Below are 15042 nucleotides of genomic sequence, written 5' to 3' on the forward strand. Positions count from 1 at the left end.
AGTGGCGACAGAAACTGGGCTCCAAAAGGTTGAGTTAACCCCCTTCCGGAGGAGGGGCTGCGCCTTCGACAGGGGCCGCTTCACCTTCAGCGGGAACTTCTGGGGGGGGCGGCGTTGGCGGCACAGTAGGATCACCAACGGGCACCAGAACCTCTAGGGTGAAGTCGGTCAGCAGCAGTCGGCTAATGCCCAGGAGCTGCTCTTCAGTGGCTCCCTCGGGCGGCGGCGCAATGCTCTGCTGCAAATCTCGAATCACAATCAGTGGCTCTAGGCGCTCAATGTTGCGCATGATGCTCAGGGTCTGGGGAAACAGCGCCTGCATCGAGACATCTACGGTATAGCGTTCGAGTTTGCCGTTGAGCTCAGCCGGACCGTCAGCCAAAATTACCGGAGGGCTGGGGTTAAACCGCAGCAGTTCGGAGGTGTAGAGCTGTCTTTGCAGCTGAGTATCGCCGGGGAAGGTAGTTCTAACTCGCTGAATTTGCTCGCGATTGAGCCCCAGGGCAGCCAGCTGGGCGTTGTCGAGACGAGCCGGGTCGGCCCGCAGCACGTCGGCGATCGCGGCGTTGCTGTTTTGAATTTGCTGGTTGATATCGAGCAGCAGCGTATCGACGGTTTGCTGGTCGCCCAGGAGGCTGTAAATACCAACTCGCTGCTCCAGGGCCGTATTGAGCTGAGCCTGTAGCGCGGCGCGGTCTTGCAGACTGGCCCGCTGCTGATCTACCTGGGCCTGCTTTTGCGCCACTTCGGCCTCAAGGGCCACTTTTTGCTCGCGAACAGGCTTGACAACAAAGTTCCAAAGGGCAAAGGCCCCCAGCAAACCCAGCACGGCCAGGCCAATGGCCTGCACTTTTGGCGTTAGCTCAACCCCAAAGGCCGTTGGGTAGGATGGGCCTACCTGCTCTAGGCCCTGGTTATCTTCACCGGGAAGAAAATCTCCTGTGGCGGTCATTCGATCACTCCTCTTTCTCTCAGGGCCCGAAGACGGGTTACTAAACCAACGGTGCCCTGGCGCTCTAGCTCATCAATGAGCTGCGAGGCCGGGGTGTCGGTGATGTTGGCACCAATGCCGTAGTCGATTAAAAAGTCGGGATCATCTACCGCAGCACCCGGGCAGCGGCCCTGGGTTTGGGGGTCGAGCAGGCTGGGCTGCTGCTGGGCCTGGGTAATGGCCACGGTCTGCGACTGCAGCAGCGGCGATCGCTGCAAGACCAGCGCAAAGTCATTGATGGCATCGTAGGAACAAGACACCCCCTCAATCGAAATGCCCCCAGCCGGTGGTGAAGCCGCCACGTTGGGGTCAGCGGGGTCAACCTCTAGCGGGGCACCCTCGGTCTGGTTCAGGCTGACAATCTGCACGCGGGCCGGGGTGCGGGTGCGAATGTCTTGCAGCAGGGCCGACCAGGGAATGATGTCGTTAAATACCGTCACAAAGGCGTTGTTTTCGGCTCGCACCAGGTCTATCTGCTGTTGAATGCCGCTGATCTCCTGAAGCTGGCTTTGCAGCGCGGCTGTTTCGGCATCGAGTTCGGCACTGCGCACCTGGAGCTGATTGACCTGGCCTCGGGTGACAGCCCAGTAGCCGCCTACCAGCGCCAGAGGAATTAACGCCGCTGCCAGGCCTATATATAGGGGCCTGCGATCGCCGACTACCGTTGCTCCGCCACCCCGCGATCGGGGCTTGGCGTCAAAGACCCGAACTTCGCGGTCTTTCAGAAAGTTAATATCCAGACCGTACATACCTATACCTCCCGCAGACCAAGGCCAATCACCGTCGCCAACCCAGCCCGCTGACTTTCAGGAATGTCTTCAGCAACATCTAAAGACAGGGCCGAAATCGGATCGATTTGACTGGCGGGCAAGCTCAATCGCTGGGCCAAAAACTCGTCAAGCTGGCCAATCGATGCCCCTGGCCCCGCCAGCAGCAGCTGCGCCACCTCCATGTCTTCGCCCTGGTTGAGGTAGAAGTCGATGGAGCGGCGCAGTTCGTCAGACAACTCGCCCAGCACTCGCAGCATGGCGGTCGTGCCGGGGTTGGTATTGCCCATCTGGGGCGCACCCACCGTATCCATCGTTTGAATCGGCACCGTCATGCCCTGAAGCAGCTCGGTGTTGCGCGAGGGGGGCAGGTTCATGGCGCGACTGAGAGCACTTTGAATTTGAAACGTGCCGATGGGGACGGTGCGCGAAAAGTGCGGCACCCCGTCGACCACGATCGAGATTTCGGTATTTTCAAACTCAATATCGACCACGGCAGCGGCCTCCTGAGGCGTAAACTGCCGCAGCTGCTCACGAATGGTGCGAATCAGCGCGAAGCTGGAGGTTTCGAGCACGTTAAGCATCAGCCCCGCCTGCTGAAACACCTCTATATAGGGGTCGGTCAGGTCTTTGCGCACCGCCACCAGCAGCACCTGCACCTTCTCAATGCCGTCTTCGTCAACGAAGTAGCCTAGTTTTTGGTAGTCGACGTCGGCCTCTTCGCGGGGGAAGGGCAGGTAAAGACTGGCCTCCTGGTTGAGCACCATTTCTCGCAGCTCTTCGTCATCAAGCTCGGCGGGCACCGGAATGACGCGGGTAATGGCTCGCCCCGGAATGGCGGTCGTGGCCTGCTTGACCTTGAGCTTGCTTTCCGCCAGCACCAGCTGAATGGCGTCGGCCATAGCGGCGGTATCTAAAATTTGCCCTTCTTCGTAGATGCCCTCGGCCAGCTCTACCGAAGCCAGGGTTTCTAATTTAAGAGCGGTTCCCTGCTTTTTCAGCCGGGCCAAATTAACTTTCTCAGGGGTAAGCTCAATACCAACCCCGCGAGGCTTACGACTAAAAATGGCTTTGAGACTATCCACGGCAGTATCCGAAAAACAGGTTGGTAACCGGAAAACCTGCCCGGTTTAACGACAACCAAGCAGACCCAAACAAGCCCATTTATACCCCCATCAAAAACCTGCTACAGGCCTTTTGAGAGGGTTGAACGGCCCAGCAATCGTCCCCCAGGGGAAAAGTGCTAACGAATGGTACACAATTTAATTCAGTTTTTCCACTTTTCTTTTCTACGCGCTGATTTTCCTGTTTGAAAGACAGCCTTGCCTAGAAGACAGACAAGCACCGTTTTCCTGAACTCGCACCCGATGGTTCAACCACTGCTCCTGAGGGAATACCGAGCAAACCGATAGCTGGTATCACCAGCGATGTTACACACAATTCTGAAAAGTGAGCACTTAATATTGAGAAAATATTGCTTCGTACCACCTTTCTCTATCTCTGGAGTTACCGACCATGACCGCCCCCCTACTGCCCCTGGGCACGCCGCTCACTAAAAACGCCCAACGGCTGCTGCTGCTGGGGTCGGGTGAACTGGGCCGCGAGGTAGCGCTGGAGGCCGTGCGGCTGGGTTTAGAAGTAATTGCCGTCGATCGCTACGACCACGCCCCCGCGATGGCGGTGGCCCACCGCCGCCACGTGATTGACATGCTGGATGGCGCGGCCCTGCGGCAGGTGGTGGAGCAGGAGCAGCCGGGGCTGATTGTGCCGGAGGTGGAGGCGATCGCCACCGATACCCTGATCGCGCTAGAAGCCGAGGGCTGGCGGGTCATCCCCACCGCGCGGGCCACCCAGCTGACCATGAACCGCGAGGGCATACGGAAGCTGGCGGCGGCAGAATTGGGCCTCAAGACCTCGCCCTTTCGCTTTGCTGGCACGGAGGCGGAGTATCTGGAGGCGATCGCGGCGATCGGCCTGCCCTGCGTGGTGAAGCCGATTATGAGCTCATCGGGCAAGGGCCAGAGCACTGTGCGCCAAGAATCTGAGGTGCTGCCCGCCTGGAAGTATGCCGGGGAGGCGGGCCGGGGCAAGGGCGATCGCGTCATTGTCGAGGGCTTTGTGCCCTTCGATACCGAGATCACCCTGCTGACCGTGCGAGCGAGCGACGGCACCCACTTTTGCCCCCCCATCGGCCACCGCCAGGAGGCGGGCGACTACCGCGAGTCGTGGCAGCCCTGCGCCCTGCACCCCGACACCTTAGCCGCCTGCCAGGCGATGGCCAAAGCGGTCACCGATGCCCTCGGCGGTTGGGGCCTGTTTGGGGTGGAACTGTTTATTGCAGGCGCACCCGATCAGGCCCAGACCGTCTACTTTAGCGAGGTCAGCCCCCGCCCCCACGACACCGGCATGGTGACAATGGTGAGCCAGCACCAGTCGGAGTTTGAGCTGCACGTACGGGCGATCGCGGGCCTGCCCATCGGCGAGATTACCCTGGTGCAGCCGGGGGCCTCGGCGGTAATTTTGGCGGCTGGCCACAGCGACCATCCCCAGTACTCCGGCCTGGACCAAGCCCTTCAGGTACCCACCAGCAAGGTGCGGCTGTTTGGCAAACCCGTCGCCCACCCCAACCGCCGCATGGGGGTAGCGCTGGCCCTGGGGGATACGGTGGAGGAAGCTAAAGAGCGGGCGATCGCCAGCGCCAGCGCCGTACAGGTCATCCTCTAGACGAACAAATTAGTTGCTGAATTGGTCATGTAGATCCACCAATGCCGCCCAGTTTAAGGGAAAATAAACAACCGTATGGCAGCCGTCGATTGAGTTAGGCCCCTTTGACTGGCGAAATCTCTGTAGGGGCATTGCAGTGCAATGCCCCTGCGTTGAACCTGCCCTAACCGAATAGACGTTTGCAGCAAATTAGCTCGTCAGCGCCCTAAGCGCGTGGTTGAGCGAGGTTGACTGTACTGCGGTAGCCCTATCCCTGGAAATTTCATGAGACTACGTCCTTCTGCCCGCTTTGGTCTGTTTGCCCTGCTGGGGTTGATGATGAGCTGGTTGGTCGCCTGCGGCAGCGGACAGCCCACGGCTACCGCCCCCGCCGAGGGTGGCGCTCAGGAGGTCGAGTTCTGGACGATGCAGCTCCAGCCTGACTTTACCGACTATTTCAACGGGCTAATTGCCGACTACGAAGCCCAAAACCCCGGCATCACCGTGCGCTGGGTCGATGTGCCCTGGGCCGACATGCAGAGCAAAATTCTCACCGCCGTCACCGCTGGTACCGCCCCCGATGTGGTCAACCTCAACCCCGACTTTGCCGCCCAGCTCGCCAGTCGCAACGCCTGGATGCCCCTGGATGACAAAGTGCCCGCCGAGGCCAAGCAGGTCTACCTGCCCAACATCTGGGAGGCCAACACCCTCAACGGCCAGAGCTTTGGCATTCCCTGGTACCTGACCACCAACGTCACCCTGCACAACCAGGAGCTGCTCGCCGCCGCTGGGGTTGAGCCGCCCACCACCTACGCCGAACTGGCCGAGGTGGCCCGCCAGGTCAAAGACAAAACCGGCAAGTACGCCTACTTCACCACCTTCGTTCCTGAAGACTCTGCCGACGTGCTGCAATCTTTCGTGCAGATGGGGGTCGAGCTGGTGGATGACCAGGGTCAGGCCGCCTTTGATACTCCCGAAGGGCGCGCCGTCTTTCAGTACTGGACCGACCTCTACCAGCAAGAACTGCTGCCTCAGGAGGTACTGACCCAGGGACATCGTCGGGCGATCGACCTCTACCAGGCGGGCGAAGTGGCGCTGCTCTCGACCGGGGCCGAATTCTTCCCCACCATTGAGGCCAACGCGCCGGATATTGCCGCCGTCACCGGCAGCGGCCCCCAAATTACGGGCGACACCGGCAAAACCAACGTCGCGGTGATGAATGTAGTGATACCGGCCAGTACCGACGTGCCCGATGCGGCGATCGATTTTGCCCTGTACGTCACCAACGATGCCAACCAGCTGGCCTTTGCTAAAGCGGCCAACGTGCTGCCCTCGACGACGGGGGCGCTGGAGGATGGCTACTTTGCCGCCGAGGGCACTAAGGGTGTAGAAAAGGCGCGATCGATCAGTGCCGAGCAGATGAACCAGGCCGAGGTGCTGATTCCAGCCATGGACGGCATCAAGGAACTTCAGGCGATCATTTACGACAACCTTCAGGCATCGATGCTGGGTCAGAAAACCGTTGATGAGGCCGTTAGCGATGCGGCTGCGGCCTGGAACAGTCGGTAGCAAAAGTCCTGCATCTTCACGGTTGTAGGGTGCATCCGCGCAGCGATGCACCACTAGGGCACCTCAAACAGAAAGCTTCTCCCTACCGTGAGCGGTGCATTACGGCGGAGCCAGGGCTGAGCTGTAAATAGCATGGGCTATTGGCCGCCTAATGGCACCCTACGGGGTAATTACGCTTTTAGAAGCTGATCGAGGATGGTGCGGGCGGGCTGGGCGCGCTCCAGGGCCGATTGGTAATCGTTGTAGAGCTTGAGAATTTTGGATAGGCCACCGATGCCGCCGCGCAGTTCTTCCAGTTCGTCACCGGAGAGCAGTTCGCCGTCGAGCAGGCGCAGAATCAGGGGTTTGATGTCGCCCACATCCTGGCGGGCCTTTTGCAGCTTTTCGACCGTGCTGAGCAGGGTCTTGAGGTCTTTGAACAGATCGTCAATCTGGTCTGCATCGACAGATTCGATATCCTCTGACACGACTGCATCCGACCCTGTCACCTCGTCCGCTTCGGCCACTGCCGTTGCCCCATTCTTTTCCTGAGCCATTGCCCTGTCTCCCAAACAACCTTCAACGAAGGCAGTATAGCGCACAAAGTTCAAGCGTACTATCGCCGAGTTTTTCCTCAAGACAGCGCCGTAGCTCAGCGCGGCAATTGTGCTGATATTGGCGATCGCTATGCTCACCGGGGCGGGTGCCCAGCAATTTGATCCAATGGCCGAGTCGTTTACGCCAACTTGCGAGTAATTTTCTCGCAGTCCCAAGTAATTTTCTCGAAGCATCAAGCTTTTTTCTCGGAATCCCGAGTAATTTTCGTGGGGTCCCGAGTCATTTTCTCGAAGCACCAAGTGTTTTTCTCGAAGCGCCAATTCATTTTCTCGGAACACCGAGTATTCAGGATGAAACCTGGAGAAATAAAGTTCGATCGCCCCGTTTAGCCCACCACAAGTCAGACTATCTGGCCCAATATCCGGCCATTCTCCAGTCTCAACGGCTACTCAAAGACGACCGTTTCCTGCTTTTGCAGCTGCTTTTTCTCGCGGGGGGTGAGCTTGCGACGGCGGCTGGCTTCGTCTAGGCGCTGCTGCAGGCGCTCGCGCTGGTCAATCTCCGGCAGCTTCAGCACAATGCCCGCCGCCAGCCAGTAATACACATTCACCGGATCCACATCCAGCGGATAGTAGTAGGGAAAGACGCTGATAAACAGCACAAACACCCACATTGAGGCCCCATAGCCGCGCAGATTTGGATCCTTAATCGAGCGGTAGGCTTTGAAGGTGGCTACCGTCAGCGTCAGGTACACCGCCAGGGTGGCCAGCAGCCCCAGGGGGCCAATTTCGTAGAGCAGTTTGGGATGATAGGTTTCGACCAGCTCGGTTTTGCCAAAAATACGGGCAGCGTTGGTAGCGCGACCCACTCCCCGGCCCAAAATGCCCTGCTGCTGCTTTTGCGCCCAGGCAAACTGCTGCACCACAAATTCGTGGGGCGGCGAGGCAGCCCAGCGGCTTTGAAAGCTGGCCAGTCGCTCGCTTACCACCACTGGGTTTTGAGCCATAAACACCGTCAGCACCAGGGCGAGCCCGATACCCACCGGCAGAAATCGCTTCAGGTTAACCACCTGCCCGGTGAGAATTAGCAGCCCTACAATTGTGACTGGCACCAGGGCGAGGGCAATGCGCTGCCCCGACACCACCGCCATGACCCCCACCGCCGCCAGCGAGGCCAGGCCGACGATGCGCCAGATTGGGCTGCGATCGCTAAACGCCGTGCCAAAGGCAAAGAAGCCGCTGGAGATCAAAAACCAGCCCCACTGCCAGGGCGCATTAAACGTGCCCGGCAGCCGAATTTGCCCCTGAGAGGGCGCATACAGCAGCGACCCACCAACAAAGCAGCGAGCCTGCAGCGAGGCCTTAAACAGGTCTTCGCCCTCGCCGACAGTGCCGGGGCATATGCCCGTTTTGAGCATGAGAAACTGCATAAACCCGAGGCCGCAGCAGACCAAAATCAGCACCACCTGCAGGCGCAGCAAAAAGTACACGTCTTCGCGATCGCGCAGCAGATAGTAAATACAAGGAATAATCAGCACGTAGCCGATCAGCACCTTTAGCCCCAGCACGCCGATCAAAATGGGCACCTCGCCCCCCGCCGCATCGAGCTGCTGCCCGCCGTTCACCACCAGCAGGGTCAGCCCGCTCAGCGCCAGCAGGGCCAGCAGCGGCATTTTGATCAGTTGAGGAATAATCAGCGGCTGCCGGGTACGGCGGCAAAACTGAATCACCCCAATCAGCGCCGGAATGTAGATCGCATCTTTAGCCAACTGCAAGATGCCGCTGCCCCCCAGGGCATAGACCACGGTACCGCCAAAGGGCACGTAGATAATCAGCCCGTAGATGGCCTGGCGCGGATACTTGAAGGAGAGAGCCAGACAGGCGATCGCCACCACCGCCGCCAGCCCCAGCTTCGGTTCCCCCAGCAGCGCCAGTAGCACTCCGATCAGCCCAGCGGCAAACAAGGTGGCCGACAGGTACTGAATTAAGGCCTTACGCGCCTTTTGGGCCTGGCGCTTCTGGGCCCGCTCTTCTTTGCGCGTGAGAGGAGGCGCTTGGTCTGCCGCGTCCTCTTTGCCTTTGCCGCGCCGCCGGACTCGAGTCGCCTTCGCCTGAGATTTGGGAATGTCTACCACAGCACGATCGCATGGGGGCCATTGCCAGGGTAGCCGCTTTGAGCGGTTGTATGGGAGATTCAACCTGCGCTTGGTTTAGGATTGAAACATTGCAGCAGAGGCGATCGCTGACAGGCTGAAAAACCTGCGGCTCTCTTAGATACATGGGTGAATTACATGCAGCAGTTAACGGCTGATCTACTCAAACAAATGACTCAGCGTCTGGTATCTGCCCTCGAGCCAGAGCAAATCATTTTGTTTGGCTCCTACGCCTATGGCGAACCCAATGAGGATAGTGACATCGACCTGCTGGTCATCGTCTCGCAGTCAGATGAACCGCGCTATCGACGGGCACGAGTTGCCTACAAAACGCTGCGAGGGCTAGGGATTCCTAAAGATATTTTGGTGATGACTCGTGAAGAGGTTGAGCGCCAAAAGACTGTAGTTAGTTCTTTGGTTTGTCAGGCTCTTCGACGGGGAAAAGTTCTGTATGGCTGATGCTAAGCAAGCGGAGGTCGAGAAATGGCTGATCATACGCCACAGAATTTCGATATCCCTCGGACACCCTCGAACCTGAAGAAGATGCCCAACAGGCTATAGAAATGGCCGAATCAATTTTGAATTTCGTCACCCAAAAATTGCCTTAGAGATCTATGTTTCAGGCGACTCGGCGGCGGCTTGCGCTCTGGTATACGGCGGTGACGGCGGTGCTGCTGCTGCTGTTTGCCAGCGGCTTTTACCTCTACGTACGCACTACCCTAGTCGAGCGGGTGGATGACACCCTCGACCACGTCGTGGAAATTGTGGAGCGATCGCTGGTGATCGAACCCGATACCGCCGGGGATCACCTATTCGCCACCGTCAAGGCCAGTCGTTCACCCCTGCGAGTCAACGTCGAGGCCAGCTTTCGCGACAACGCCCGCGCCGTCGAAGACGACCACATAGACCTGGAGTGGTTTGGCCCCGATGGGCAACTGCTGTGGTCTACCTTTACCGACCTCCAGCCCGTGCCCCTGCACGTAAACCCCGCTGGGGAAACGGTGCAGGTGGGGCTGGATACCTTCTTTCGCCAGATTACCGAGCGGGTGCAGGCCAATGGCCAGGTGCTGGGCTACCTGCGGGTCAGCCACCCCTGGTTTGAGGTGACTAAGCCCAGTCGCCGCTTGATCGTGGACTTGGCCCTGGGCACCAGCCTGATGGTGGGGGCGGTGGCGGCGATTGGCTGGCTGCTGTCGGGGATCGCGATCGCCCCCGTGCGCGACTCCTACCAGCAGCTGAAGCAGTTTACTGCCGATGCCTCCCACGAGCTGCGCAACCCGATCGCCGTCATTCAAACCAACGCCCAGGTAGCGCTGTCAGATCCTGACCCCGATGTCGAAATTCAGCAGCAGCAGTTTCAGGTGATTGAGCGGCTGACCCGGCGGCTGGGGCGACTGGTAGACGATCTGCTGTTTTTGGCCCGCCAGGAGAGCGGCCTGATTGCCCTCACCCCGGCTTCGCTCAGCCTGGAGGGGCTGCTGGAAGATGTGGTGGAGGAGCAACAGGTAATGGCGACCGAGCGGCAGATAGCCCTGCGAATTGAGGTGTCGCCAGAGGGCGCAGGGAAACAACGCCTGGGTGCCCCACGCCTGTTAGCGGCTCCTACTGCCAGCTCCACGATTTTGGGCGATCCCAGCCAGCTGACCCGGCTGTTTACCAACCTGATCAGCAATGCGGTGCAGTATACCCCCGAGGGCGGCACCGTGACGGTGCAGGTCAAGCCCGCCAAGCACCAGGGACAGCCGGGGGTGCAGGTCACCGTCACCGACACGGGCATCGGGATGGATGAGGAGGCTGTGGCCCACGCCTTCGATCGCTTCTACCGGGCCGATCCGTCGCGGCTGCGCAGCGGCGAGCAGGGGACCGGGCTGGGGCTGGCGATCGCCAGGGTGATTGTCGAAACCCACCGGGGCCACATTCATTTGGAGAGCCAGCGGGGCGAGGGCACTACGGTGACGGTGGTGTTGCCTTGGGGGGGTGAGTGAGTGGATGGGGGGATGGGGGGATGGGTAGGTGGGTGGATGGGTGACGGTCCCTGAGCGGAGTCGAAGGGTGGGGGCTGTTGCGAAACATCAACGGAGGTTACAGGCTCCTGCTTGTTTCGCAAAAGAGAGTTAAAATCAGCAGAGATGTTTACACCTGGTGGAAGCTACGCTGATCGCCGTGACTCGCAAAGGGTTTGTAACCCACTCAGAACGAGTCTCCGTTGCGAAATAGCCCCCTACTTCTCCGTGCTGCCCCAGCTGTACTTCCCATTTTCAGGTGATCCCCGAAGCAGGTTCGCTGTCTCTTTTGAACCTAACCAATCTGCCGAGTCGCCCTCAGGGCTTTGATCCCCGGCCCTAAGTTTTTCTAAAACCTGATTCCTGGTGGCGGCACAGCTGAGTTAAAGCTGGCTGCCTGGTTCAATGTTCAATTCCTCACTCACCTTCACTTTCCTATGGCTGATTCACTCCAGCATTCGGCGTTGCAGGCTGGTTCTGCGGCCCAGGCTTCCTATGACGGCCCCCACGATGGGCTGATCCCCGCCGTCAGTACGGGGGTGTTTGTCTGCGTTCACGGCCACTTCTACCAGCCGCCGCGCGAAAACCCGTACCTGGATGCGATCGAGAAGCAGCCCAGCGCCGCGCCGTACCACAACTGGAACGAGCGCATTCACTACGAGTGCTATCGGCCCAACGCCTTTGCCCGCATTCTCAACGATCGCGGCGAAGTGGTGCGCATCGTCAACACCTTTGAGTACATCAGCTTCAACATCGGCCCCACCCTGCTGAGCTGGATGGAGCGCTACGACCTGGAGACCTACCAGCGCATTCTCGATGCCGATCGCAACAGCTGTGAGCGGCTCAGCGGCCACGGCAACGCGATCGCCCAGGTCTACAACCACATCATTCTGCCCCTGGCCAACCAGCGCGACAAAGTGACCCAGGTGCGCTGGGGCATTGAAGATTTTCGCCGCCGCTTTGGTCGCCAGCCCGAGGGCATTTGGCTGGCCGAAACCGCGATCGACTACCCCACCCTAGACGTGCTTCACGCCGAGGGGATCAAGTTCACGATTTTGGCCCCGTCGCAGGTGCAGCGCTGCCGCCCGCTGGTCAGCTACAACGGCGAGCGCGACACCTGGCAGGAAGTGGGCGGCGGCCAGATCGATCCCAGCCGCCCCTACCGCTGCTTTCTCAAGCACGCTGATGGGACTCCCGATCCCAGCCGCCACATCGATATTTTCTTCTACGACGGCCCGATCTCGCGCGATATGGGCTTTAACGACGTGCTGAGTTCGTCGCAGCACTTTGTTGGCCGCATCGGCCAGGCCATTCACGGCGACCACCGGCCTTTTCAGCTGATTTCGGTAGCCACCGATGGCGAAACCTTTGGCCACCACCGCAGCGGAGCCGAAAAAGCGCTGGCCTACGCCGTCACCGACGAATTTCCCCGCCAGGGCTGGACGGTGACTAACTACGCCCACTACCTGGCCACCCACCCGCCCACCTGGGAAGCCGAACTAAAACCCGTCACCGCCTGGAGCTGCTCCCACGGGGTCGATCGCTGGCAGGAGGACTGCGGCTGCGGCGGTGGTGGCGTCTGGAACCAGCAGTGGCGGCGGCCCCTGCGCGACAGCCTCAACTGGCTGCGCGACCAGCTAGCAGCCGTATACGAAGAGCACGGAGCCGCCCTGCTGCGCGATCCCTGGGCGGCGCGCGATGCCTACGTGGGGGTAATGGGCGATCGCAGTTCTGAGAGCCTCAACGCCTTCTTGAAAACCCACCAAACCCACAAGCTCTCTGCCGTAGAGCGGGTCTCCGCCCTGCAGCTGCTCGAAATGCAGCGCCACGCCCTGTTCATGTACACCAGCTGCGGCTGGTTCTTTGAAGAACTCTCGCGCCCCGAGGGCACCCAGATCCTGCGCTATGCCGCCCGCGCCATCGAGCTAGCTGGAGAAGTAGCGGGGATCGCCCTGGAGCCAGAGTTTGTCAAGCGGCTGCTCCACGCGCCCAGCAACATCGAAGACTTTGCCACCGGGGCCGGGGTCTACGAAGCGCTGGTCAAACCCTCCCGCATTTCGCTGGAGCAGGTGGTGGCCCACTATGCCATGGGGTCGCTCTTCACCGACTACCACCGCGAGCAGACGGTTTACTGCTACACCGTCAAGCAGCACGACTACCGCCGCCAGCGCATGGGTCCCATGTCGCTGGCCGTGGGCCAGGTCGAAATCACCTCCACCATCACCCGCGAGAGCCTGAGTCTGGCCTTTGCCGTGGTACACCTGGGCGGCTGGGACTTCCACTGCGGGATTACGACGATGCGATCGCGCCTCGCCTATACCCGCGCCAAAGCCGCCGTCTTTGACAGCCTGAGCCAGGCCAGCGCCGCCCAGGTGATTCTCGCCATCAACAGCGCCTTTGGCCCCCACACCTATGGTTTACAAGACCTGTTTGCCGAAGAACGCCACCGCATGATGGGCCTGCTCTCCCAAGACACCCTGCTGCGCCTTGACCAGCTCTACGCCCAGGTCTACCGCGACAACTACGGCGTGCTGCGCGCCTTTCACCGCGACGGCCTGCCCGTGCCCAAAGAGCTGCAAGTGGCGGCTGATATTGCCCTCAGCCACCGGGCGATGGAGGTGCTGCAATCTTTGGAACGCGAAACCAGTGACCCCACCATTAGCCCCCTGCGGCAGGGCGAAGATTATTTGAATGAACTGGAGGCGATCGCCACCGAAGCCAGCACCTGCAACGCCTCGCTGTCGCTAGCAGCGGCCAAACCCATGCTGGAGCGTCTGATCGGGCGATCGGTGTGGCAACTTCTCAACCAGGCACCGACCGAATCCCTCGCCGCCGATGTGGATTGGCTTGGGCGACTGGTCAACCTGGGCCAGCAGCTCTCCCTGGGTCTCTCGCTAGAGCGCCCCCAGGAACTGTACTACCAGCACCTCAACCGCCAAATCTTCGCCCTGCTCAAGCAGGCCGCTGTCTCCAAAACGGCCCTCGGCCCCGACAACCGCGCCCAGGTCAACGACATCCTCCGCCTCGGCGAATACCTGTCGATGGATGTGGGAGCCGTGCTGAAGGCGTTAGATCACCTTGATCCCGGTCGCCCTGCATAGCTGGGAAAGTAACGTCAATGCAGTCCTTCTCTCATTTGAGCAAGGGCTGCATTAGGCATTTCAGGCCGTAACGCATAATGGGAAAGAGCGCATTAGAGCAGGAGTCAGGCTGTGACTAAACCCGTCACCACTGACGACATTTATGCTTTATTTCAAGCCTCTCAGGCAGAGGCCGATCGTCGTTTTGCTGAATCTGAGCGCCAGATGGAGGAGCTGAAGCAAATCTCTGCGAATACTAGTCGTATCGCCGCCAACACCAGTCGAGAGGTGGCCGGGCTCACGACCCGCTGGGGGCAGTTTGTCGAAAATCTGGTGGAGCCTGCGGTGGTGCGTCTGTTTCAGGAGCGGGGCATTCAAGTGCAGGAAACAGCCCGTCGTATGCGATCGCAGCGCCCTGGCGCAGAGATGGAGATCGACATTTTTGCGGTTGATGGAGATGTAGCGGTTGCGATCGAAGTCAAGTCGCGACTTTCTCGACAGGATGTGGACGATTTTTTGGCTCGCCTAGATCGCTTTAGGCAGGCGTTTCCCCACTATGGCGACTATCAAATTTATGGGGCGGTGGCAAGCATTGAGGTCAATGAAGGGGTAGATCGCTATGCCTATCAACGAGGTCTATTTGCAATTAAGCAAACTGGCGATATGGTTTTGATCGCCAACGACGACACTTTTCAGCCAACTGCTTGGTGACTTGACGAGATTCCCAATCACTATTGCAGAAAAATTAATAAGCTGCTGGGCAAAATTACAAGCGACCGATCAACTTGTCATATTCTGCATGTGTCCCAATCCAAAACCAGGAAATGCCATTTTCTACTTCTACTCCTAAAGCTCGATAGTTCAACCCTGCTCGAACTGACCAATACTTTTTGCCTAACCTCTTGAAGTGTAAAGATGGATGAGATGAATCGGTTTTAAGTAACTCGTAACACTCGTCAGCTGTTCTCTTCACGTTTTCGGGTAAAGCATCATAGCATTGCCAAAATCGCCGAGTTGCATAGTGCATTAGATTTCTCGGCCATGCCCTGATTCAAATTCAGCGATCGCCTCCTGAGCTAGCGCCTCTAATTTGCCATCTGCAACGTCCTGCTCTAGCTGCTCATCCCAGCGGTCATAATCTAGATCGAGAAGCCAAAGTTTTAGCCTTTCAAACTCGCTTGATGGCAACGAAAGGATAGCCGCTTCAATTTGCTCCAAATTAGACATCACCTTTTGCCCC

13 protein-coding genes are annotated in these 15042 nt (G+C 59.2%); 6 read left to right on the forward strand and 7 right to left on the reverse strand.

The annotated features are described in order from the left end of the window. Nucleotides 1-34: 34 nt before the first annotated feature. The 3 genes from ACQ4N7_RS07390 to pilM are packed head-to-tail and all read right to left on the reverse strand — an operon-like array spanning nt 35 to nt 2843. Nucleotides 35-952 (reverse strand): hypothetical protein, encoded by a 918-nt coding sequence (locus tag ACQ4N7_RS07390; RefSeq protein WP_430710972.1) that lies wholly within the window; start codon nt 950-952, stop codon nt 35-37. Beyond that, nucleotides 949-1740 (reverse strand): PilN domain-containing protein, encoded by a 792-nt coding sequence (locus ACQ4N7_RS07395; RefSeq protein WP_430710973.1) that lies wholly within the window; start codon nt 1738-1740, stop codon nt 949-951. The genes ACQ4N7_RS07390 and ACQ4N7_RS07395 overlap by 4 nt, the downstream gene beginning before the upstream one ends. A gap of 2 nt (nt 1741-1742) precedes the next feature. After that, entirely contained in the window at nt 1743-2843 is a 1101-nt protein-coding gene (gene pilM, locus ACQ4N7_RS07400; RefSeq protein ID WP_430710974.1) for a type IV pilus assembly protein PilM, read from the reverse strand. 430 nt (nt 2844-3273) lie between these two features. On the opposite strand from pilM, the gene purT reads away from it, so the two are divergent. Further along, the gene (purT, locus tag ACQ4N7_RS07405) at nt 3274-4482 is read left to right on the forward strand and encodes a formate-dependent phosphoribosylglycinamide formyltransferase (RefSeq protein ID WP_430710975.1); all 1209 of its coding nucleotides are present in this window, start codon (nt 3274-3276) and stop codon (nt 4480-4482) included. A gap of 264 nt (nt 4483-4746) precedes the next feature. Continuing rightward, on the forward strand, nt 4747-6030 hold the full coding sequence (locus ACQ4N7_RS07410) for an ABC transporter substrate-binding protein (protein WP_430710976.1): 1284 nt from the start codon (nt 4747-4749) through the stop codon (nt 6028-6030). Between the two features lie 170 nt (nt 6031-6200). Here the strand turns inward: ACQ4N7_RS07410 and ACQ4N7_RS07415 are convergent, their stop codons facing one another. Both ACQ4N7_RS07415 and hpsL read right to left on the reverse strand, forming a co-directional pair. Continuing rightward, nucleotides 6201-6566, reverse strand: coding sequence for a hypothetical protein (locus ACQ4N7_RS07415; RefSeq protein WP_430710977.1), 366 nt, complete (start codon nt 6564-6566; stop codon nt 6201-6203). Nucleotides 6567-7012: 446 nt separating this feature from the next. After that, on the reverse strand, nt 7013-8701 hold the full coding sequence (gene hpsL, locus ACQ4N7_RS07420; protein WP_430710978.1) for a hormogonium polysaccharide biosynthesis protein HpsL: 1689 nt from the start codon (nt 8699-8701) through the stop codon (nt 7013-7015). A 189-nt stretch (nt 8702-8890) separates the two neighbouring features. Between hpsL and ACQ4N7_RS07425 the strand changes: the two genes are divergently transcribed. The 4 genes from ACQ4N7_RS07425 (at nt 8891) to ACQ4N7_RS07440 (ending at nt 14513) form a co-directional block, all read left to right on the forward strand. Next, nucleotides 8891-9178: a nucleotidyltransferase domain-containing protein gene (locus tag ACQ4N7_RS07425; protein ID WP_430710979.1), complete on the forward strand. Its 288-nt coding sequence runs from the start codon at nt 8891-8893 to the stop codon at nt 9176-9178. 155 nt (nt 9179-9333) lie between these two features. Further along, nucleotides 9334-10704 carry a sensor histidine kinase gene (locus tag ACQ4N7_RS07430; protein ID WP_430710980.1) on the forward strand — a complete coding sequence of 457 codons (1371 nt, stop codon included), beginning with the start codon at nt 9334-9336 and terminating at the stop codon, nt 10702-10704. A gap of 455 nt (nt 10705-11159) precedes the next feature. Beyond that, complete coding sequence (locus ACQ4N7_RS07435; protein WP_430710981.1) at nt 11160-13823, forward strand: DUF3536 domain-containing protein; 2664 nt, start codon at nt 11160-11162, stop codon at nt 13821-13823. Between the two features lie 111 nt (nt 13824-13934). Further along, on the forward strand, nt 13935-14513 hold the full coding sequence (locus ACQ4N7_RS07440) for a hypothetical protein (protein ID WP_430710982.1): 579 nt from the start codon (nt 13935-13937) through the stop codon (nt 14511-14513). Nucleotides 14514-14568: 55 nt separating this feature from the next. Here ACQ4N7_RS07440 and ACQ4N7_RS07445 read toward each other — a convergent pair whose 3' ends face one another. Beyond that, nucleotides 14569-14829, reverse strand: coding sequence for a hypothetical protein (locus ACQ4N7_RS07445; RefSeq protein ID WP_430710983.1), 261 nt, complete (start codon nt 14827-14829; stop codon nt 14569-14571). Beyond that, nucleotides 14829-15029, reverse strand: coding sequence for a hypothetical protein (locus ACQ4N7_RS07450; protein ID WP_430710984.1), 201 nt, complete (start codon nt 15027-15029; stop codon nt 14829-14831). The genes ACQ4N7_RS07445 and ACQ4N7_RS07450 overlap by 1 nt, the downstream gene beginning before the upstream one ends. Nucleotides 15030-15042: the final 13 nt, after the last annotated feature.

It is taken from the genome of Nodosilinea sp. AN01ver1, from assembly GCF_050565655.1.
Taxonomy (GTDB): Bacteria; Cyanobacteriota; Cyanobacteriia; order Phormidesmidales; family Phormidesmidaceae; genus Nodosilinea.

Coding starts and splice junctions, on each gene's coding strand:
- ACQ4N7_RS07390 (WP_430710972.1), bottom strand. CDS start 952: ATGACCGCCACAGGAGATTTTCTTCCCGGTGAAGATAACCAGGGCCTA.
- ACQ4N7_RS07395 (WP_430710973.1), bottom strand. CDS start 1,740: ATGTACGGTCTGGATATTAACTTTCTGAAAGACCGCGAAGTTCGGGTC.
- purT (WP_430710975.1), top strand. CDS start 3,274: ATGACCGCCCCCCTACTGCCCCTGGGCACGCCGCTCACTAAAAACGCC.
- ACQ4N7_RS07410 (WP_430710976.1), top strand. CDS start 4,747: ATGAGACTACGTCCTTCTGCCCGCTTTGGTCTGTTTGCCCTGCTGGGG.
- ACQ4N7_RS07415 (WP_430710977.1), bottom strand. CDS start 6,566: ATGGCTCAGGAAAAGAATGGGGCAACGGCAGTGGCCGAAGCGGACGAG.
- ACQ4N7_RS07425 (WP_430710979.1), top strand. CDS start 8,891: ATGACTCAGCGTCTGGTATCTGCCCTCGAGCCAGAGCAAATCATTTTG.
- ACQ4N7_RS07430 (WP_430710980.1), top strand. CDS start 9,334: ATGTTTCAGGCGACTCGGCGGCGGCTTGCGCTCTGGTATACGGCGGTG.
- ACQ4N7_RS07435 (WP_430710981.1), top strand. CDS start 11,160: ATGGCTGATTCACTCCAGCATTCGGCGTTGCAGGCTGGTTCTGCGGCC.
- ACQ4N7_RS07445 (WP_430710983.1), bottom strand. CDS start 14,829: ATGCACTATGCAACTCGGCGATTTTGGCAATGCTATGATGCTTTACCC.
- ACQ4N7_RS07450 (WP_430710984.1), bottom strand. CDS start 15,029: ATGTCTAATTTGGAGCAAATTGAAGCGGCTATCCTTTCGTTGCCATCA.